The following is a 22,306-nucleotide window of genomic DNA, read 5'->3' as shown; positions in this document are numbered from 1 at the left end:
AATTATAATAATTATGCTAATTATAATAATTATAATAATTATCGTAATTATGTCAAATATATCAATTATATCAATTATACTAATTAAAAAGTATTTAATACGGTGATACTATGACAGGTCTAAAATTTGTCCATACGGTCTGTCCTTATTGTGGTACTGGTTGTGGTATCGATTTAGTCGTAAAAGACGGTAAAGTAGTCGGTACAAACCCATTCAAAAGGCACCCTGTAAACGAAGGTAAAACTTGCATTAAAGGAGCTTACTGTCACGAATTTGTGCACAGAGAAGACAGACTTAACAGTCCATTAATCAGAAAAAATGGAGAATTAGTTAAAGTTTCATGGGACGAGGCAATCGATTTCGTAGCAAGTAAATTGAAAACCTACAGTCAAAATGAAGTCGGATTTTTCTCATCTGCAAGATGTACAAATGAAGATAACTACGTTTTCCAGAAATTCGCAAGAGCGGTCATGAAGACTAACAACGTTGACCACTGTGCAAGGTTGTGACACTCCGCAACTGTTGCAGGATTAGGCCAAGCATTTGGCTCAGGAGCTATGACAAATTCGATACTCGATATAGAAGAAGCAGATTGCATTCTTATCGTTGGTTCGAATACATTTGAACAACACCCATTAATTGCAAGAAGAATTATCAAGGCAAAAGAAAACGGTACAAAAATTATCGTTATTGACCCAAGATACACCCACACAGCAAAACAAGCTGATAAGTACTTGCAATTAGTTCCAGGTTCAAATACCGCTATGTTAAACGGTATTATGCACGTAATTATTAAGGAAAACCTCATCGACGAGGAATTTATCAAAAACAGAACTAAAAATTACGAAGAACTTAAAAAAGTAGTTGAAAGCTACACACCAGAATATGTTTCCAAGATAACACACGTACCTGCGGAAGATATCGAAGAAGTTGCAAGAATGTACGCAAGTGCAAAAGCTGCTTCATTATTGTACTGTATGGGTATAACTCAGTTTACACACGGAGTTGACAACGTAAAATCTTGCTGTAATCTTGCAATGATTACCGGAAATATGGGAAGACCAGGAACAGGTGTTAACCCATTAAGAGGTCAGAACAACGTTCAAGGTGCTTGTGATATGGGTGCTTTACCTAATGTATATCCGGGATACCAAAACGTGACTGCTGCTCAGGAAAAATTCCAAGAAGCTTGGAAGACAGATTTAAGCCCTGATGCAGGTTTTGCAATCCCTGATATGCTTGAAGAAGCGGGTAAAAAAGTTAAATGTTTATACGTATTGGGAGAAAACCCAATGGTTTCAGACCCTGACTTAAACCATGTTGAACACGCTTTGGGTGAATTAGACCTCTTAATCGTTCAAGATATATTCTTAACAGAAACTGCACAAATTGCTGACGTAGTTTTACCAGGTGCTTCCTGGGCTGAGAAAGATGGTACATTCTCAAACACTGAAAGAAGAGTTCAAAGAGTACATAAAGCTATAGAACCATTAGAAGGTGCTATGGTTGACTGGGAAATTGTTAAATTAATCGGAGAAAAGATGGGACACCCTGAATTATTCGAATTTAACACACCTGAGGAAGTATTCAATGAAATTGCTTCAGTAACTCCACAATACGCAGGTATGACTTACGACAGACTCGGCGTAGATGGATTACACTGGCCTTGTAAAACCCCTGAAGACCCAGGAACTCCAATATTACACAAGGAAAAATTCTTAACTGCTGATGGTTTAGGAGTTTTATTCCCAATTGAGTATGGAGACCCTGCTGAAATGCCAGATGCAGAATATCCAATGATATTAACAACTGGAAGGGTAATATTCCATTACCACACAGGTACAATGACCAGAAGAAGTAAACACTTAGATGAAGAGCTTTCAGAAGGTTTCATCGAAATTCACCCAGAAGATGCCAATAAAATGGGTATAAAGGACAACCAACCAATTAAAGCAACTACTCGAAGGGGTGAAGTTGTAGTTAAAGCAAGAATCACACCTAACATTAAGAAAGGAGTTGTATTCATGCCGTTCCACTTTGCAGAAACTGCGGCAAACACTTTAACCAATCCAGCACAAGACCCTAACTGTAAGATACCAGAGTATAAGGTATGTGCAGTAAAAATCGAAAAAGCTTAAGGACATACATATTGGATTTAAAATAAGGTTTAAATAGCTTTATTATTAAAAATTGAAGTTATTTGAAGTTATTTATTCCTTAAATTACAATTTATTATAATTATTATACTAATAACGTATTTAATAATAAATAACTCAGTTGTAAAAATTTATGAATTTTAAATTATAATGTAAATTATAAATTATAAAGTAAATTATAAAATTAAAACGGTGGAATTATGGGCGATATGTACTATGTTCAAGCTTCCGACCCCGAAATAGTAAGTAAGGGAGAATGCGGTGGCGCAGTAACAGCCTTATTTAAATACCTCTTAGATAACAAAATCGTAGATGGTATATTAACACTTAAAAAAGGTCAAGATGTTTATGATGCAATCCCTACATACATCACAAACTCAGAGGACCTTTTAGAAACTGCAGGTTCATTGCACTGTGCCCCTACAATGTGGGGAGGCATAATCAAAGAACACTTAAAAGACCAAAAGATAGCTGTACCGGTAAAACCTTGTGATATGAAAGCAATAGTTGAATTGGCTAAAAGAGCACAAATTGACCTCGATAACGTTTATATGATAGGTTTAAACTGTGGTGGTACTGTACCTCCTCAAACAGCTCTCGAAATGATTAAATTATTCTATGAAGTAGACCCATTCGATGTAGTTAAGGAAGAAATCGATAAAGGTAAGTTTATCATAGAATTAAAAGACGGAACCCACAAGGGTATCAAAATGCACGACTTGGAGCACGACGGTTATGGAAGAAGAGAAAACTGTCAAAGATGTGATGTAAAAATACCAAGAAAAGCAGACGTTGCTTGTGGAAACTGGGGAGTTATCGGCGAAGATGCTGGTAAATGGACTTTTGTTGAAGTAAACACTGAAAAGGGTCAAAACTTAATAAAAGACGCTGAAAAAAGTGGATACATTAAAACCAAAGCTCCAAATCCAAAAGGTATTGAAATCAGAGATAAAGTAGAACAAACTATGATAAAAATGAGTGAAAGCGGTAAAAAAGCTCAATTAGAGACTGATTACCCTGACTTATCAGAATGGGACGAATACTTTAATAGATGTATCAAGTGCTACGGTTGTAGAGATGCGTGTCCTGTATGTTTCTGTGTAGAATGTGCAATACCTAACTTCACAACAAAAGGTCAGATACCACCAGAACCTTTAATGTTCCACGGTGTAAGAATGGCACATATGGCGTACAGTTGCGTAAACTGTGGTCAATGTTCAGACGTATGCCCTATGGAAATCCCAGTGGCTAAGATATTCCACAAAGTTCAGGAAAGAACGAGAAAAGAATCAGGATACCAAGCAGGTGTCGACGATACAATGCCTCCATTAATGGATTCACCTTGTGGCGGACAACAATAATTTAACTAATTATAAAATATATAAAATAATTTTTTTATTTTCTTATTAATGTTTTATTAATTTCTTATTTTTTTACAATCTATTATTGATATATTTATATCATTACTATTATCACTATTAGCATTGTTAAATATCATTTCTAAGATTATTTTTAATATTTTTTAAAAATTTAAGAATTAAAAAAGGAGTATTTTTATTTTTATTATTATTTTATTATTATATATTGTCTTATTCTGATTTATCTTTGTTTAATTTATTTATAAACGGATTTTCTTCGTCATCGATTCCAAAAGTATTGGAGAAGATTGGCAATATCACGTGGAAGGTACTACCTTTTCCAAGTTCACTTTCAACCCAAATAATACCTTCGTGGGCTTCCACAATACTTTTACATACTGCAAGACCCAATCCGGACCCTCCTTTAGGTCTTTTAGATGACGAATCAACTTGATAAAATCTATCAAATATTTTTTCGAGGTCTTTTTCGGGAATACCTGCACCGTGGTCTTGTACTATCAAGTGAATGTTTCCTTCGTCTTCGTAAGCACCAAGATATATTTCACCGTTTGTAGGATTAAATTTAATTGCATTTTCAACTAAATTTGTTATTACTTGCATTAAACGGTCTTTATCACCGTATAAGCTTAAATTTTGCACATCTTTGACTAATCGTATATTCTTTTCATCAAATAATGGCTTTAAATTTTCGAAAACTTCATCAACTGCAACTTTCATATTCATTAATTCTTTTTGCATTTGAAGTTCTCCACGTTCAATTTTTGATAAATCAAGCATACTATCGATTAATCTTCTTAGTCTATCGATGTTATCATTCGCAATTGATAAACATTTACTCTGAGCTTCATTGACCTCACCCATCGTACCGTCAAGTACTAACTCAACATAACCTTTCACTGAGGTAAGGGGTGTCCTCAATTCGTGGGAAGCAATTGCAATTAAATCAGATTTTAAATTATCTAATTCTTTTAGTTCATCGTATGATTTACTCAATTCTTGAGCGTGTTTTTGTAATTTTGTATGGGATATACTTATTTCATCAGACATTTTGTTGAATATCTTTGAAAGTTCCCCAAATTCGTCAAGACTATCGACTGGAACTTTAGTTCCATAACGACCTTCACTGAAATTCTGAGCTGCCTCTTTCAAATTTTCCATAGGTCTTATTATGCTTTTACTTAACATAATTGAAACAATCATCGCAATTATTAAACCTAAGAATGCGATTACCACGGTTTGAACTTTAATGTTGCTGTTTAAAGCTTCATATGGTGCTACAGGAGTTCCTACGAATAACATTCCTATAACTTCGCCTTTAAAGTTCTTTATAGGGTCGTATGCTGTAAAATACCATTCATTAACAACAAAAGCCTTACCATAATAAGTTTCTCCACTAAGCAATGTCTTTTTATAAACATCTTCCGAAACAATAGTGCCTATAGCTCTTTTATCTTCACTATCTTTAACATTTGTGGATATCCTTATATCATTCAAAAATATTGTGGTAGCTTCTCCAGATACTTCTTTTGCCTTATCTACTAAATTGTTATCTTTATTTAGTATATCTACGGCAATAATGGAACCAATAAGTTTACCTTCTTTATAAACTGGCTGAGCAGAAACTAAACCCATCGCTTTATACAAGTATCTATCTCCATTACCCACGCCAGATAATTTGATAATACTGCTATTGTAAACATTTTGTTCTTTAAGTATTTCTTCATTAATTAGTTCAATACATTTATGCCCATCTTTTTTAAAATTGTCATCCATTAAGTATTTAAAATCTCCATAACCTGATTCATTGGTATTTGAACCACCAATCGAATTTCCATTGGCATCGCAAATGGTTACAAAATCTGAATTAGTGGATTGCTTAATGGATATTGCCAATTCATAAATACTTTTTTCATCTTTATCGTAAATTATGGATTTTGTTAAATTCGAATTTTTAGAATAATAAACTACTGCATCCATTTCATCTAATCTATTATTTAATATATTTTCAGCTACTTTTAAATCACTATTAATTTTATTTTGCGAATGTTCTTGCATAGTATTGCTAATTGTGCCGTTTGATATAACGCTTAACAATATTATAGGGATAATTGCAACAATGGTCGCATATATCAGTAGTTTAGTGCCAAACCTCTTAAATAGTGGAACTTTTTTCATAAAATCCTCTCCATTTTGATATGACTACAATTGTATAATACAAATGCTATATACTAATATACACCAATTTGGCATAATTATTAATTTACCGTATTTTGCATAATATAATATAATATAATAAAATATAATATAATATAATATAATAAAATATAATTTAACATAGATATAACATAGATATAACTTTTTTATTCTTATTAAGAGATTTAAAATTTCAATGATTAATTTACTGCTCTGTTTTTCTTATTTTTCATTATCTAATTACCTATTTGTTAAAAAGACATAAAAAATCTATAACGTGATAATAGTTACCAAGAACTGTCATATTCTTTTACTTTATCAACTAATGCTTGCTTATCAAATGGTTTTATTAAATAGTCCACTTTTTTTTCTTGAGCTATTTTTATATTATTACATTGTGCATTTGCAGTAAATACAATAACTGGGATTTTCCCGTATTTTCCTCGAGATATTTCTAAAAATTCCCAACCATTCATCTCAGGCATCATAATATCGAGTATTATTAAGTCGGGAATTCCATTTTTCAATTCTTCTATTGCCATAGAGCCACTTGAAACAGTTTTCACGTCGTGTCCTTCAATTTCAAGGATTAATTTTACTAAATTTAATATATCTTCTTCATCTTCCACAACAAGTATTTTCATATTAACACCTATTTGATAATATCATATATTAAAATATTATAATCTATTAATACATTATTTTTGAGGATATATTGTTAAAATGTAATAATTGATTGTATAGTTATATATGTTTATCTTACTTAATATTTGTCAAATTTTCACACAGATATGGTGTATTAAATTATTGCCATTAATATTACAAATATAATTAATAAATTACATAATAATCATATATACTCATAATACTAATATAATATATACTGTGTTAAATTAAATAATATGATTAATATATTAGTGCAACAGATATATGTATATCATAATTATAATGTGGTAAATTATTTAAAATTAAAATAATTTTGTTGTGTTTATAAAAGATGGGACATAGAATAGTATTATTAAAAATAATTATCAATATTTAATAATGCTATGGATATCTTAAATAGAAATATATCGTGGTGAATTACTAAACTTTATTAAATATTATAGTGGTGCTATTGTGCAATTTATACAATATGGATTTGGAACATCTGAAGATAATAACCCCTTAAAAGCAGGGGCTCACGCAACTTCTGATGCTCTAAAAAACATAGAAAAACATTCTGAAAGCCCGACTATTGCCTTTTTATATTCTTCACCGGAATACAATCCTGAGGAAGTTTTAAACGGTGTAAGATTGGTTTTAGATAAAAATACTCCAATTGTAGGCAGTAGCTCTAATTTTCAAATTGTAAACAAAAAAGTTGTTTCAAATGGTGTTTCAGTAGGTATTTTAAGTTCGAAATATATTAGTGTAGGCATCGGTGTGGATTTAGGTGCGAGTGTAAATCCAAAAGAAGCAGGAAGAAACGCAGTTCGTGATGCAATCGATAATTTAGGAATGTCTCCTAAATTAATATATGTATTAATGGATTTTTGTAAATCTGAAGTAAGCGTAATGGAAAGTATAATCGATGAAGTAGGATATACCATTCCAATTTTTGGGGGCATCTCTTCAGATAATTTAGAATTTAAAAAAATGTATCAATACTGTAATGATTCTTACTTTGATAGTGTAGTTTGTGTAGCTTTTGGAGGTGATTTAATACCTAAAATCTCCTATGGGCGTTATAAGAACACTGAAGAAGATTTGAATATTACTGAAGTTGTTAAAAATAATAAAAATACTAAAAATATTAAAGATAATAAAAATACTAAAGATATTAAAAATACTAAAAATATTAAAGATATTAAAGATGATAACGACAATAAAATCGAAAAATTTGATGATATACATTATTTAGAAAATAAGCTTTTAATAACTGAAAATACAAAGAGAAAAATTATTAAAATAAATGGTAAGGATGCAATAGAGCAATATAAAGAACTTATCAAATACAATGGTTCAGTAAATGATTTGAAGAAAGATAAACAGTTTTATTTAGCAAATCCCGTGGGTATGGTTGCAAATAATGAAGAAATCTATTTAAAAGGACCTGTAAATTTATTGGATAACCATATGGCTACAGCATCCTACATTCGTAATCATCAAGAATTAAAACATATCAAAATTGATAATAACATTGTAGATGACTTATTTAATCAAAATATTGATATTTTGGAAAATTCGCCCCCTTACTATAATAAACCTGCAATTACATTTTGTACTGTATCTACAATGCTAATGGAAACCCATAAAGATTTACTAACTGACCGATTAGAACAGTATAAACTTGGGGATTTATTGGGGTTATCTACTTACGGGGAAATTATCTTTGGAGATATACGGAATTATGATATTACGATGTGCGGTATTTGCCCAGACCTTGTAAGTATAAGTGCAAAAGAGGGTATTCATATGATAACCAAGCACCCTGCAACTCGAGAAACCTTGATAAAAATTGATGAGTTAGGTGGTTCCGTTAAAGTTGAAGAATTAGCTAAAGCATTAGGTATTCATAGACGTTCTGCTTATGATAGGGTGGACCCTATATTAAAACACGGTTTTGCAGAAAAAGAGAATGCGATAATACAATTAACAGAATTTGGTAAAATATTACTTAAATTTGGATTGATATTCAGTAAAAAAGAAAATCAATAATTTTAAATTCTATTTTTTTAATTATTACTTAGTAATTAATTACTATAAACTAAAAATAAAAAAGAGATAATTATTTTATTATTTTATTATTTTATGGTATTGATATTGTATTTTTAAATTATTAAGCTTCCTGAACTTCTTTTGAAACTTCTTCAAATATTGAGAAATCGTATAATTTATCTTGGATTTCTTTTTCAGATAAACCTTTCAATTCATTTTGCATCATTCCTTGTTCATCCATAACTTTTACGAATTGAGGGCCAAATACTTGTAATTTGTCCACACTTTCAGCAAATTTGATGTTAGGAATAGATAATTCTTCTACTTCTAAAGGAGTACCTAATTGTTTTGAACAAGCGTTCACTGCTAACGTAGGGTTATTATTAATTTCTTTGTTTGCAGCTAACATTAATTTAGTCATAGCTTTAACTACATCTCTGTTGTCTGAAATTGCTTCTTCTGAAGCAACTAAAACACAGCAGGAATGACCTATCCAAGCACCTTCAGGTGGTAATTCAGCACTGTATGCTACAGGTTTCGCAATATTGTTTATTTTTAATATTTCAGGCGTAGGTTCCCAAGCAATTACTGCATCCAAGTCTCCTTTTTCAAGTAATTTAGACATTGAACCTTGACCTTTACAGTTCATTAAGTATACCATAGCGCTTTTATCTTCGCTATTTTCAGTATATGTAATATTTTCGTAATCCAATGCTGATTTTATCATCACATATTGGATTGAAACAGGTAATGGATGACCGATATTAACTTGTTTACCTGCTGCGTTTTGCTCTTTAACCCAAGCAATGAATTCAGGCCAGGTTTCTGCAGGTATATCGTTTCTTACAACAAATGCAGAACCTTCTTCGTTGATTCCCGCTAAAATTTTAGCTTTTGTACCGCTATCTACGGAAAATACAACTGGAGGAACTCCGTTAATACCCATATCGAGCTGACCTTGTGATAATAATGTCATAATCTGGGCTCCACCTTGTGTGATGAGAACTGATTCAACATTTGCTATTTTTTCGTCGTTTTCGTACAATTCATAGTTATTTCCGTCTACATTTTTCAAGTAAACGCCGTATTTTTCCCTAAATAATTCGGGGTTTTCTGTTGCTACGTGTAATGGTGCATCGTGGTCAGATGGTAAATGTCCCAATTTAATTGTAGGAATGTCTCCGTCATTTGATGGGGTACTTACGCAACCAGAAAATGCCAATACAAGTATACAACCCAATACTAAGATAATTTTTTTAATAAAAACACCTCGGGGTATATTTGTACAATGTATAAATTTTATAAATTTTATATGTAGTTTCTTTTTTCTTTTTTCTTTTTTTTTAACGAATATAGTTAATTAAAAAAATGATTAATGATTGTATTTAGCTTTACGTTTTATACTTTTAATTACTACTATATGTATTTTACGAAACAATTTTTAAAAATTATCACAATAAGACATAATTATATATGGATAGGGGGTTTATATTTACCTTTTAATAAAAAATAAATTTAAAAGTAATAATATTAGGAATTAAATATACTTCGAATTTATGATAATCTAATAAAAATGGATTAGTAATAAGGAATTAATAATAAGGAATTAATAATAATGGATTAGTAAGAAGGTATTAATATAATATTATGAATAAAAATACGCTAAATAGGTATAACTCCATTAATAATTCAGATAATCAAAAACAAAATATTTACAAACCTTTATATATCTTAAAAAAAATAGAATTAATAAATCAAATAAAATTTAATAAATTATTCAACTCACTTGAATAATATAATTTAAACTATAATCTAAAACATAATTTAACATAATTTAACATAAAATATGATTAAATTGTATAATATTTTTGGTGTGAAAATGAAAAAAAGAAATATTACTGAATTTCAAATACTTTCTGAAATTGTACGTAAACAACCTCACATAAAACAGAAGGAAATTGCGGAAGTTTTGGGTATAACCGTTCAAGGGGTTTCCGAACACGTCAGAAGCTTGGCAAAAAATGGTTTTATTAAATCAAGAGGTCGAGGAGAGTACGTAATAACAGATATGGGTATGGAACACCTTAAATTATGGATTGGGGACTTTAAAGATTACCTTTCGGAAGTAAATCAAAATTTATACCGTTATAAAGACACTTGGCCAGCAATTGCAAATGAAGATGTAAAAAAAGGCGATAAAGTATATCTTTATATGCACAAGGGTTTAATGTACATTTCTAAAACAAAAACCACTGAAGCATCAGCTATTGTTTATGAAGATGGTAAAAAAGGCGATGACATTTCTATACACGAACTCGAGGGTTATGTTGATGTAAGGAAAGGAAAAGTAATCGTTTTAAAAATACCTCCTAAAGTAAAGGGCGGTACAAGTGTAGTAAATGTAGAGTTTGTTAAAAAGATAATGGGAGAAAATCCTGATGCTGTAATTGCAACTATGGGTACTGTTAGCGCAGTATTACTACATAAATTAGATATAAAACCAGACATTAGATTTGGCGTATCAAGTGGCATTACCAATGCTTGCACACGAGGGTGCGACGTAATCGCTTTCGTTACGGGAAAAATGACTGAAAACGTGTTAAATGAAATTGATAAGAATAAAATAAGTTATACAATTTTAGATGCGGAATTAGAATCAAATGATTAAAAAATAAAAAGGGATAAAATAAAAAATTACTATTTACTTTTTTTATTTACTTATTTACTTATTTACTTTTTTATATTTTTATATGCTTTTATATATAATTTCCCCACAGTTATCCGGTTTTTTAAATGGTAAATCCACTTTTTTAAGCAATTCAACAAATTCTAAAACCTCAGGGTCGTTTAATTTCTCATTTCTAATCAATAAATCGTAATTTTCATCGGCAAGTTTTATAAATTCTAAATTGTATTTTTCAGCAATGGTTTTAATTCCAACCCCCATCTCAACCTTATTCATTGCAATTGAAGCCCCAACCGCCGAGTGAGTCTTTGCTTCTAAGTCATAGCCGTTTATATTAGATTTATTAATTAAATTGTCTTTTAAAAATTTATCAAATAGTACCCTTGTGCCAGCTCCTTTATTTCGATTAATAAAGTCAATTTCTTCAGCAATCGGAGATTTTAATAATTTTACAATATCTTCAATTGTTTTTAATTCAAAACCAATTTTATCCTCAATTTTTTTATTTAATTCTTTTTTAAACATAAAACCCTGTTCTCGTAAGTATCCTCTAACTAATGAAGCATTTTTTACCCCATATTTTTTTAAAAATGGTATGTTATATTCTCCATCGTTTCCAAGTAAATGAACGCCTGCGATATCCGCTTCATCTCTTTTAATAGAGCTAATACCACCTAAAGAACCTACGTTAACGGTTTTGGCTATTAAATCACTTTTTTGTAATATATGGTCGATTCCAATACAATGACTACCTATTATATTGAGCCCTAATTTAATATTGCCAAAAAGGTGAACGTCAACAACTTCATCCTCTAACATTTCCTTATTTTCTGGGATTATCACATATCCATCGGCATATGTGAGTGATGTGATTGCACCACTGCCTTTTACGATAGGATATACCCCATAACCCTCTAAACCTTTTATAATTGATACCGGCAGGTATTCTTCTCGCCCTTTTGCTGAAAGATAGCGAGGATGGAAATGTGCAGTTAATAAATTCCCTTTTTCATTGAATAATACGTCAAATATTGTTAAACAAGACGTAGGATAACCTGGAAGCCCCACAACTAATTTATTTTTATTATTAAAATGTATTTGTCCGATTATTGTAGGCTTACCAGGTTTTATTTTTATTCCGTGCACTAATATTTCACCGCCCAATTCTTCGATAACGGTGCTTGTTAAATCTCCAACGCCCGCAGAAGTTCCGCCACTTAATATGATAACATCTTCATCGTTATTTAGTGCTTTTGTGATTTTTTCTTTTAAATCATTTTCATTGTCTTCAACAATCCCGTAAAAATTAAAATTCCAGCCGTTTTCCTGTATTGATGAAGCTAAAGTGTATGTATTAACGTCATATATTTTGTTTGGTTTTAAATCATTGCCTAATGCTTGTAATTCATTCCCTGTAGATATTAAACCAACGTTTAAACTTTTTTCAACGTTTATTTTGTTTTTTCCGATTGCTGAAATCGCCCCAATATCACGAGCGGTTAATTTAGTGCCTTTTCTTAATATCAATTCGCCAACCATAATATCGCTACCGCAATATTGTATGTTTTCGTGAGGAGCTACTGCATCATAGATTTTTATCTCATTTTCGCTTATTTGCTCCGTATATTCAACCATTACGACGGCGTCCGCACTTTTTGGCATAGGTGCGCCAGTAGCTATTTCAATGCAAGTTTTTTCCGTTAATTTTTTATCGCTAAAAGCACCTGCTTTTACGCTATCGATAATTTTTAATGTAATTGGATTGCTTTCGTCAGCTTCATATGTGTCTTTTGCAAGCACTGCATAACCATCCATACGTGAACGGTCAAATGGTGGCACATCTACTTCCGAAATTACATCTTCTGATAAAATACGACCATTTGAATAAATTAAATCAATTTCTTCATTTTTTAATTCACTTAGTTTATCATTTATAATTTTTTTTGCATCTTTTATTTCTAAAAGTTCTAAATATCTCATAAAAACACCGTTATTTTGAATATTATATTATAGTATAATTATACAATTTAAAAGATTTATTACTTTTTATTTTATCTTATAAATTTAGACGTATTATTTACGAGTTATAAAATAGCAAACTGAATAAAATTAATTATTTAATAAAAAAATAAAAATAATATCCTATAAAATAATAATACAAAATAATAATACAAAATAAAAAAATAAGTAATAATTAATTATTTAAAAGATTACAAAGTGTAATTAACTACTGTGTATTACAGATACGCCATTTTCGTTTTCGTTATCTTCAACTACAATGTTGTATGTGGTTATTTTTTCAGAAGTAGTACTTTCTTCACCGTAGTAATCTCTAATTATAAGTTTTGTACTTCCTACTTTTGTAGCGTTAAATACCCAGGTGGTACTTAAAGCAGAATCTTCGTTGGAAACTGTTGCATAACTTATAATATCTTTATCTTGAATTTCAATTGCATATCCAGCGTAATCTGAAGGTGCATCGTGTGTAATCATAAATTCTTCTGAAACAGGAACAGTTTTGTTTTCTGTTATTTTTTCAGCGTCTTTTAAGTCAATGTAAACATCGTAGTGATTGTATTGTACTACTTTACCTGCTGTTGACATTAAGTAGAATGTTAATGAAATTTCAGAAGCGTCTGTACCTTTGTAAGTCCAAACTCTGTTGCCCCCTACACCCACCATAGTTTCTTTTGCGTCCCCAGTGGTTTCAGCTTTATCACTAACGAATTCTGATGAAACTAAGTTTAATATTTTAGGTGCACCATTACTTACTACCCAGTAGTAGCCTGTTGATGGATTTTCAGGTAATGAAATTTTCATTTCTTCGCCTTTTATTGTATTTATCGAAGCATCTTTCATTACAACGTTAGGGTCTTTTTCTAAGTCAAATCTATCTGCACTTATAACTTTTATTGTGTATGTGTATTCTTTAACTTCACTGTTATTTTCCCAATTTCTTTCGTATTTGAATACTATATCCGCAGTTCCTGGCATCATACCTTCAACTTCATAAACGTGAGTTCCTGGAGCTCCGTCAAGACCTGAATCTGCAGGTATGTAGTTGTCGCTTGTGATTTGGATAGCGTCAGTATCTCCTTCAATAGTGTAGTTCCAAGTGTAACCTGTTGATGGATTTTCTACGAGTTTTATAGGAATTGATGCAAATCTTGGAATTGTAATACTGTATGTCATCTTTTCTGAATGTTGTGTTATGTTAACATCATCATATTTTGAAGAATTAGCGGTGTCATCAGGGTTTACTGATTGATTAATATCCCCTGCAGGTTGTTCGTTAACACAACCAGACATCAAAATCGCTAAAACTACAGCAAGTATCATAAATAGTTTTTTATACATACTTTACCTCATTTATTGCTTTTTTTAAGTTATTTATTTGTTTATGTGTCTTTAATACATTTTATTATGGAATTAAAGGTATATATATATTGTTAATTAGTACGGCGATTGTAAATTAATTTTTAATGTAAAAACTATAAATTATTGTAAATTTATAGCGTATTATACGTTGTAAAAATAGATTACTTAAAAAATAACTTAAAAAATAACTTAAAAAATAACTTAAAAAATAACTTAAAAAATAAATAATAAAATATAAAATAAATAATAAAATATAAAATAAATAATAAAATATAAAATAAATAATAAAATATAAAATAAATAATAAAATATAAAATAAATAATAAAAAAATAAATTATACATTTTCTGCAAGAATTTCAAGAGCTTCCTCTTCCATAAAATGGAGGTTTCCGAGAATTATGATACTATGTAATGGAGCTCCAAAGTCCTGTTTTATCAAATCTTTTATTTTTCCATAGACTAATTTAGGTTTTAAGCTTCCTGCCCTTGCAACAACTAAGACTTTAGTATCTTCACTCAATAATTTCTCTTCTCTTCTTTTTTCAATGTCCAAAAGTACTTGTAACCCTTCATTAGCTGTCATAAATTTATTTTCGTGAGCGTGTATATCTAATAAACATAGCGTATGATAACCTAATGATAAATTGTCCTTTATAACATTATAAGGTGTTTCGGGGAAATAATTCGGTTCTGGGAATACAATAGATGTAGTTTTACCAAATTTATATATTTGCAATCCTGTAATTCCTATGGCGGAATATATGGAAGGTGCGTTAATAATTATAACTTCAATACCTTTCTTTTTAGCTTCTACTGCTATATCGACGTGTGTAGTGGCTACCATTGGGTCGCCTGCAGTTAAAAACATAATATTTTTTTCTTTTGACTCTTCAATTAATTGCTCCGTTTCATATTCTACTTTTTCACGGTCTAAGACATTTACCTTTTTCCCAAGTGTTTCCTCGATTTTTTCCAAAGTAGTGCCTGTTAAAATTGCAGTGTAGAATTCTGCATAAATTTTATCGGCTTTTTTAGCATTTTCAAGTGTTTTCAAGGTTAAATCTTTTTCATCGTATAATCCTAATCCTGCCATAATTAACATAATTTCACCATTTTCCATATCTATAATATTATTGTAATTTATCATATCTTGTACTTAATTATTAAATAATTTAATATCCATAATTAAAATATTAATATCATTTACATATCTTAATATTTTCTTAAAAAAATCAATGTAAAATCGTTTATTTTATTATATTTATCCATTTATTAATTGTTAAAGTATTTATAGTATATAATTTATACGTAGGCTTTATAGAAAATGAGCATAGTATGAATTAGATACTTCAATAATAATTTAATAATAATTTAATAATATACCAATATTATTTTAGGATTAATTAAATAATATTATCAACATATTTAGTATATGGACTATTTAAATACATACAATATCTAATTTAAACTATTAATTTTCTTTTATCTTAAACCTTAAAAATTTATTAATTTATATAATTTACGGCATTATCAACCAATTCAACTTTTAAGTTTTTTACACGGTGCATATTATGGACAGTTATATTATGTTATTTATCGTAATGCTCTTAATATTCGTATTTCCACAAATTTTAAAGCGTTTTAACATTCCCGGCATCACAGCGATGATGTTAGCAGGTATATTCGTAGGACCATATGGTTTTAACTTAATACCTATGAGTGAGTCCCTTATGCAGTTTGGTGCATTTGGAATGTTGTTTTTAATGTTTTTAGCAGGTTTAGAGGTAGATAATGATACTTTAAGGGAAGAATTTAAGAATTCTACTGTTTTAAGTCTCTTTTCAATGGTAATACCGGCAATTGGGGGTTATTTTGTAGCTCAATTTTTCGGGCTGGATTTCTTCGGTTCATTAATTTATGCAGTTATATTTTCGTCTCACTCTGTAGGTATCGTTTATGGACTTATGGATGAGCTAAATATGATTAAATCTAAACTTGGTACAACTTTACTAAGTGCTACGGTAGTTGTAGACCTTATAAGCCTTATAATCGTATCCATAATTGTTAAAGCAACTGAAACAGCAACAACAATAGGTTTAAGCTTAAATTCTGAAATATTTCAGTTCATAGGGTTAGTTTTGGTATATATTATAGGTCTTTTACTCGTAATACCACTTATGTCAAAATACATCTTCAAAAAATTAGAAGAACTCCACGTTCCGAAAATTCACTTTATCCTACTATTGATACTTATTTCTATTATTACGGGAGAGTACATCGGAATACATCCAATTATCGGCGCATTTATTACAGGAATTGCAGTTTCTGAAGAACTTACAAAAGAAGAACACGATACTTTATTAAATGAGAATTTAAACGCCATAGGATACGGGTTATTTATTCCTTTGTTTTTCTTAACTGTGGGTATGAATACAAATATAGGTGTTTTAACCGATTTAAGTAATTTGTCGCTTATATTAGTAGCAGTTTCCGTTTTAGCAATTTTAAAAACTTTTTCGGGCTACATATCACTTAGAATTTTGAAGTACAATCATAAAAAAAGTTTCTGTGGAGGTGTATTCACAATACCGTCCCTTTCAACTGCTTTAGTGGCTGCAACGTTGGGTTTAGAATTAGGACTATTGCCATATCAATATTTTGTCGCAATTGTGATATTGTCCCTTATAACGTCCACTTTACCGCCAATATTCTTAAAAAGTTATGTAATGAAACATAAAGAAGAATTCACCGAAGAAAACTAATCAAAATTAAAATAAAAGAATAAAAAATAAAACTAAAAATAAAACTAAAAATAAAAGAAGAAAATTATTTAATTTATTACTCTATCAATCTATTAATCTATTAATCTATTTAATTTATTCATCAATATATCCTAATTTTTTTAAGAGCGGGTCAGCAGATTTAAAATGTAAATCAAGAGCCACATCTTTCGGAGACATATTCATAGCCAAACCTAAAAGCTGTGAATAGTGTATAACTGGTAAATTGTACTGTCTTTTAAACGTTTCTTCAATTTCAATCTGACCCCTATCAAATTGTAAGTGGCAGAATGGACATACTTCGGTTACACAATCAGCACCCGCAGCAAGCATATTTTTAATTTTGGTTTCAGACATTTGAAGGGCTACTTCGGGGTTTCTTGCCCTTACACCACCACCGGCACCGCAACACATGTTTTTATCACGATAAGGTATTGATGTAGCCCCAATAGCTTCTACGAGACCGTCGAGTGATTTAGGAACTTCTGAACTTTCAATATGCTTTACATCAGTCGGTTTTAAGTAGTGGCAACCATAGTGCACAGCTACATTTGCATCCAATGGATTTTCTATCCTATCGGCGATGTATTCAGTACCTAAATCAAAGTAAAGCACTTCGGTCAAGTGTCTAACGTTTGTAGTTCCTTTATACTCTAAACCGTGCTTTTCCAACACTTTATTTACTTTTTCTCGAGCTGTTTCATTTTCTTTTAAAATATGGTCAGCTTCAAATAACGAACCATAACACCCATTACAAATGGTTAAAATGTCTAAATCTTCCTCTTCTGCAAGTACAATGTTTCTTGCTGCAATGGTTAACCAAGTCATCAAGTCAAATGACCCAAATACCCCAGGAGCTGGACAACAAGAAGCTTGTTCAAATGGTTTTAGCTTTAAATCTAATTTATCAAGAGCTTTGTATGTAGCACTTTCAATACCTGGGTATCGGTTAGGTGCAATACATCCAAGGAAGAATATATATTCGTCTTTCATATCTTTATTCCTAGCATTTGCCATAAAATCCCCTCAATTTATATAATTATCATTTTAGATTTAGTTTAAGTTAATTATTTCTACTTAGTTATTTTTTAAATATCGAATATTAAATATTTAATATTAAATATTGCAAAAATGATTATATGGTTATTCACTCGCATATTTTAAATCAAGCTCTGTTAATTCTCCCGTTTCTTCGCAAATGCCTACTTTTTTACAGAATTCTAATTCGCTCATTATATCTTTTATCATTTGTAAAGCTTCCGGATATTTGTGCGTAGTCGGTGGAATTTCTGTTAAACCTAATTCAAGTCTTGCTTTTTTGATATCTGCATTAACAGGCACTGCGTGTCCTGTTTTAAATACGTAAAGTGATGTTTTTCTATGTGCATCAGCAATATATCCCTTTTCTGATGCTAAATTTCTGATTACCTTAATTAAATCTGTTATTTTAACATCTCTCGGACATTTTTCATAGCATTCATAGCAAGTAGTACACATCCATAAGTCATCACTGGATAGTAATTCTTCAGAACCCAATAGGGCTTGTCTGATTACTTTTCTCGTCCTAAATCCTGTTAATCTACCACTTGGGCAAGCTCCTGTACAGGTACCGCACTGATAGCATCTTTTGAATGAATTGCTTTTGTCTTCTCCCAAAAAGTCAATTCCTGCATTTACAATTGCTTCTGAAAACTCTTTTTTATAGTCTTTGGAATTTAAAACCATTATTTCACCCCTATTTATATATTTTTTTAAAGCTTTATTTATATGATTTTACTAAATTCGAATGTAATACAATTGTATAATATTACGTAAAATCCCCCTAAATACAACAAAAAATACAAATGTATTTATGTTAATTAATCATAGTCATAAATAACTTTAATTTAGATATTAATATATTTAATAGCAAAATCGGGATAATATGGACTTTATAGAACTTTTAAACAATTCGTTAACTATTATTGTAAATACTAATTTGGATAAATATTTAGATACTTATTTAGATTCATATTTAAACGTAAATCTAATTTCATTGAATTATGATAATATAATATACATAATATTAAAATCGTTTGAAAAATCGGTTAATTTTTTAAAAGATTCAATTTTATTTATATTAATAGGTTTTGTAATATCTGCATTTTTAAAAGTAAAATTAAAAGGAGATTTGAGGAAAAAAATTGTACATAATTTAAATTATTCTAAATTTTCACTACTAAAGTCTTCACTAATGGGGGCAATATTACCGCTATGTTCGGCGAGTGGTGTACCTGTAGCTAACGCTATGAATTCAAAAGGCGTAAATATGGGTACAAGTATGGCTTTTATAATTTCTGCGGCATCAATTACGCCCATAGGCTTTTTTATGACTCTTTCAATTATTGGTTATAAATTAGCGATTTATCAAGTAATTTTATCATTAATACTGTCCATTAGCGTAGGTACTTTATTTTTAAATGATAAATATACGCCCTACTTCAAAGAGGGAAAACAACAAGAAAATACGTTTAAATCAGTCTTAATAAGTCAATTAAAATTTATAATGCCTTCTATATTACTGGGGTATATCTTATCCGGGTTTTTTGCTACATTAATCCCCAGTGAAGTTATTATAATGTTATTGTCTAACAATATATTTACTTATTTCATAATTTCCGCAATAAGGCTTGTGATATTTTTATGCCCTTACGCACTTATCCCCCTAATAAATAATTTTGCAATAGATGGGATTCCAAAGGGTATAATCCTCTCATTTTTAATTTCCGCACCTGCCACGGGTTTACCATTAATTTTGGCGTTAAATAAATGTTATGGATTGAAAAAAACTTTAAAATATATAGTATCTATAGTCGTAATCAGTGCACTATTGGGAATTTTATCCGATACATTTATTTTTTAAATATTTTTAAATATTTTATAGCCCCGAATCTATTTTCATAATTTATAGTTGCTCAACATTTTTATATATTTAACTTTATAAATTAATAATATCTGTATTTTAATTGAATGTAATATGTAAAGTGTACAAAAAGGCGATACTTTGGAAAAATCGAACAGTAATATAATGGGTAATTCTCCTAAAAAGAGCCAGTTTAAAAAGTTTCGGGATTTTACAGTAAACAAAGGTAGATATTTATTGTTTTTAGTAGGTATACCAGCAGTTTTATTCTCCATATTTCGTTGTATATACGTAGTACCATTCATAGCTTGCGATTATTGTACATTTTACGATTGTCCGATGAAATATGCCCGTACACCGTTATTAATAGGCGTTTTAGGGTATATGGCAGTGTTTAAAGTTGACTTTTGTGCAAAAATATGCCCATTCGGTACTTTAAACCATATACTATTTAAACTACGAATGAAAATTTCAAAAACAACTTATAGTTTATCAAAGCACAAGACCTTAAAAAACATAATAATTGGCGTAAAATACGCCATATTTTTATTTGCTATTGTAGCAGCTTCTTTAAGTATGCGTTCGTATTTATTAAACCCTACTGGACGTAATAGGGCAATTGCAGGTACTTATATTTATGATATTGCGAAAACCGAGATATTGAGGAATTCAAGGATAATTTTAGTAATTATTGGACTACTTGGGCTTATATTTATAGCTCGTTTTTGGTGTAGGTACTTATGTCCTTATGGAACGGGAATTGAGACTATAAAAAAGAGTTATAAATTATGTACGTCCTGTAATAGTTGTAAAACTAAAAAAACAAGAAAATAATTATATTTAATTATTATTTTATCATTTTTTATTTTTATTTTTATTTTTATTATTTTTTATTTTTTATTTTTTATCCATTTTTATATCTTATTTTATTATTTTTCATAATTATACTTCGATTCGCAACATTTATATAATTAATCTATATAATTAAAGTTATCTTAATTTTATTAAAATTTACTTTAATATATCATTTAAAATATATGCAAACAAACAATACGGACAAACTGGTGAATTATGGATAAAAGATATATATTACTATTATTTGGATTTTTAGGACTATTATTCGTATTATCCATGCTTAGTTTAACCGTTGGAACTTCAAACATTACTTTTTATGAAATTTTAAGATATTTATTGACGGGAACATCGGGCACAGAACTCACAGACACTATAATTTTCAAAATCCGTATATTAAGAACTTTGGGGGCTATAATAGCAGGTCTGGGTATTTCTACCGCAGGAATCTTAATGCAAAGTTATTTCAGAAATCCATTAGCAGACCCTTATTTAATGGGCGTTTCAAATGGTGCAACATTGGGTGTAGTTTTATATGGCTTTACATCCGTATTGGTATGGTCTGACCTTCCAAAATCTTCAATAGGTATGATATTATCTGCTTATGTAGGTTCTATTGCCGTAATGCTTGTTATATCCTCAATAGCAAAATTTTCACGTCAAACTTCAACTTTACTGATTTCAGGAATAATGATAGGAGCAATAACCTCGGGAATAACGACTATGTTAGTATATACGGGGGATATGTTTGGGGATGATAATTCTAAACTTAGCCACTTTTTAAGTTGGGGAATGGGGTCAGTTTCTAATTTAACGGTTAATTACTTGATTATAATGGCAATAATTGTTATTCCGCTGTTGATTCTAATAGTAATAATGCTTTCTAAAAAGCTTGACGCAAATATTTTGGGAGATAATTATGCCAAAAGCGTCGGTTTAAATGTAAAATCTTTCAAAAGAGTGCTTATACTACTCTCTTGTATGCTCACAGCTACAATAGTAGCTTTTACGGGTCCTATAGCATTTATAGGTATGTTTACGCCCATTATCGCTAAGATAATGTGTCGTACGTCCAAACATTCTAAAATATTGCCTATTTCGGCAATTTTGGGTGCTATATTTCTATTAATTGCAGACATAATTGCAAGACCAAGCGTACTTATCCCGCACGGTACAAATACGCTTCCATTGCTATGTCCTTTGTCAATAATGGGCGCACCAATAGCTATATACGTATATACAAAATCTAAGCAGTTTAAAATGTAACTTAAACCTAATT

16 protein-coding genes are annotated in these 22,306 nt (G+C 30.1%); 8 read left to right on the top strand and 8 right to left on the bottom strand.

The window, feature by feature from the left end; genetic code table 11:
- The first annotated feature begins 110 nt into the window (after nt 1-110).
- A complete protein-coding gene (locus J3E06_RS05070; RefSeq protein WP_013180206.1) occupies nt 111-2,138 on the top strand; it encodes a formate dehydrogenase H subunit alpha, selenocysteine-containing in 2,028 nt (675 codons plus the stop codon).
- 218 nt (nt 2,139-2,356) lie between these two features.
- Nucleotides 2,357-3,517 carry a Coenzyme F420 hydrogenase/dehydrogenase, beta subunit C-terminal domain gene (locus J3E06_RS05065; protein ID WP_013180205.1) on the top strand — a complete coding sequence of 387 codons (1,161 nt, stop codon included), beginning with the start codon at nt 2,357-2,359 and terminating at the stop codon, nt 3,515-3,517.
- Nucleotides 3,518-3,745: 228 nt separating this feature from the next.
- Here the strand turns inward: J3E06_RS05065 and J3E06_RS05060 are convergent, their stop codons facing one another.
- A complete protein-coding gene (locus J3E06_RS05060) occupies nt 3,746-5,710 on the bottom strand; it encodes a cache domain-containing protein (protein WP_013180204.1) in 1,965 nt (654 codons plus the stop codon).
- A 305-nt stretch (nt 5,711-6,015) separates the two neighbouring features.
- Nucleotides 6,016-6,372 carry a response regulator gene (locus tag J3E06_RS05055; RefSeq protein WP_013180203.1) on the bottom strand — a complete coding sequence of 119 codons (357 nt, stop codon included), beginning with the start codon at nt 6,370-6,372 and terminating at the stop codon, nt 6,016-6,018.
- A 475-nt stretch (nt 6,373-6,847) separates the two neighbouring features.
- On the opposite strand from J3E06_RS05055, the gene J3E06_RS05050 reads away from it, so the two are divergent.
- A complete protein-coding gene (locus tag J3E06_RS05050; protein ID WP_013180202.1) occupies nt 6,848-8,428 on the top strand; it encodes an FIST N-terminal domain-containing protein in 1,581 nt (526 codons plus the stop codon).
- A gap of 121 nt (nt 8,429-8,549) precedes the next feature.
- On the opposite strand, the gene J3E06_RS05045 is transcribed toward J3E06_RS05050, so the two are convergent.
- Complete coding sequence (locus J3E06_RS05045; RefSeq protein WP_259164480.1) at nt 8,550-9,650, bottom strand: ABC transporter substrate-binding protein; 1,101 nt, start codon at nt 9,648-9,650, stop codon at nt 8,550-8,552.
- Between the two features lie 657 nt (nt 9,651-10,307).
- On the opposite strand from J3E06_RS05045, the gene J3E06_RS05040 reads away from it, so the two are divergent.
- Nucleotides 10,308-11,096: a winged helix-turn-helix transcriptional regulator gene (locus tag J3E06_RS05040; RefSeq protein WP_013180200.1), complete on the top strand. Its 789-nt coding sequence runs from the start codon at nt 10,308-10,310 to the stop codon at nt 11,094-11,096.
- Between the two features lie 78 nt (nt 11,097-11,174).
- Here J3E06_RS05040 and J3E06_RS05035 read toward each other — a convergent pair whose 3' ends face one another.
- The 3 genes from J3E06_RS05035 to dph5 all read right to left on the bottom strand — a co-directional run bounded on the left by J3E06_RS05035 (nt 11,175) and on the right by dph5 (nt 15,595).
- Complete coding sequence (locus J3E06_RS05035; protein WP_013180199.1) at nt 11,175-13,094, bottom strand: molybdopterin biosynthesis protein; 1,920 nt, start codon at nt 13,092-13,094, stop codon at nt 11,175-11,177.
- Between the two features lie 243 nt (nt 13,095-13,337).
- Nucleotides 13,338-14,471, bottom strand: a complete 1,134-nt coding sequence (locus J3E06_RS05030) for a protease inhibitor I42 family protein (protein ID WP_013180198.1) — start codon at nt 14,469-14,471, stop codon at nt 13,338-13,340.
- Nucleotides 14,472-14,827: 356 nt separating this feature from the next.
- Entirely contained in the window at nt 14,828-15,595 is a 768-nt protein-coding gene (gene dph5, locus J3E06_RS05025; RefSeq protein ID WP_013180197.1) for a diphthine synthase, read from the bottom strand.
- Nucleotides 15,596-16,064: 469 nt separating this feature from the next.
- Here dph5 and J3E06_RS05020 point away from each other — a divergent pair, with 469 nt between their 5' ends.
- Complete coding sequence (locus J3E06_RS05020; RefSeq protein ID WP_048187133.1) at nt 16,065-17,255, top strand: cation:proton antiporter; 1,191 nt, start codon at nt 16,065-16,067, stop codon at nt 17,253-17,255.
- Nucleotides 17,256-17,369: 114 nt separating this feature from the next.
- Here J3E06_RS05020 and hdrB read toward each other — a convergent pair whose 3' ends face one another.
- Nucleotides 17,370-18,290, bottom strand: a complete 921-nt coding sequence (gene hdrB / locus J3E06_RS05015) for a CoB--CoM heterodisulfide reductase subunit B (RefSeq protein WP_013180195.1) — start codon at nt 18,288-18,290, stop codon at nt 17,370-17,372.
- A 126-nt stretch (nt 18,291-18,416) separates the two neighbouring features.
- On the bottom strand, nt 18,417-18,998 hold the full coding sequence (gene hdrC, locus J3E06_RS05010) for a CoB--CoM heterodisulfide reductase subunit C (RefSeq protein ID WP_013180194.1): 582 nt from the start codon (nt 18,996-18,998) through the stop codon (nt 18,417-18,419).
- Nucleotides 18,999-19,197: 199 nt separating this feature from the next.
- Between hdrC and J3E06_RS05005 the strand changes: the two genes are divergently transcribed.
- From J3E06_RS05005 to J3E06_RS04995, 3 genes are all read left to right on the top strand, one after another.
- A complete protein-coding gene (locus J3E06_RS05005) occupies nt 19,198-20,175 on the top strand; it encodes a permease (protein ID WP_013180193.1) in 978 nt (325 codons plus the stop codon).
- A 141-nt stretch (nt 20,176-20,316) separates the two neighbouring features.
- Nucleotides 20,317-21,009, top strand: coding sequence for a 4Fe-4S binding protein (locus J3E06_RS05000; protein ID WP_013180192.1), 693 nt, complete (start codon nt 20,317-20,319; stop codon nt 21,007-21,009).
- A 237-nt stretch (nt 21,010-21,246) separates the two neighbouring features.
- Nucleotides 21,247-22,293 (top strand): FecCD family ABC transporter permease, encoded by a 1,047-nt coding sequence (locus tag J3E06_RS04995; RefSeq protein WP_013180191.1) that lies wholly within the window; start codon nt 21,247-21,249, stop codon nt 22,291-22,293.
- Nucleotides 22,294-22,306 lie beyond the last annotated feature (13 nt).

The organism is Methanococcus voltae, from assembly GCF_024807655.1.
GTDB classification, from domain to species: Archaea; AGJL01; Methanococci; order Methanococcales; family Methanococcaceae; genus Methanococcus; species Methanococcus voltae_D.
This window is presented reverse-complemented; position numbering and strand designations above follow the sequence as displayed.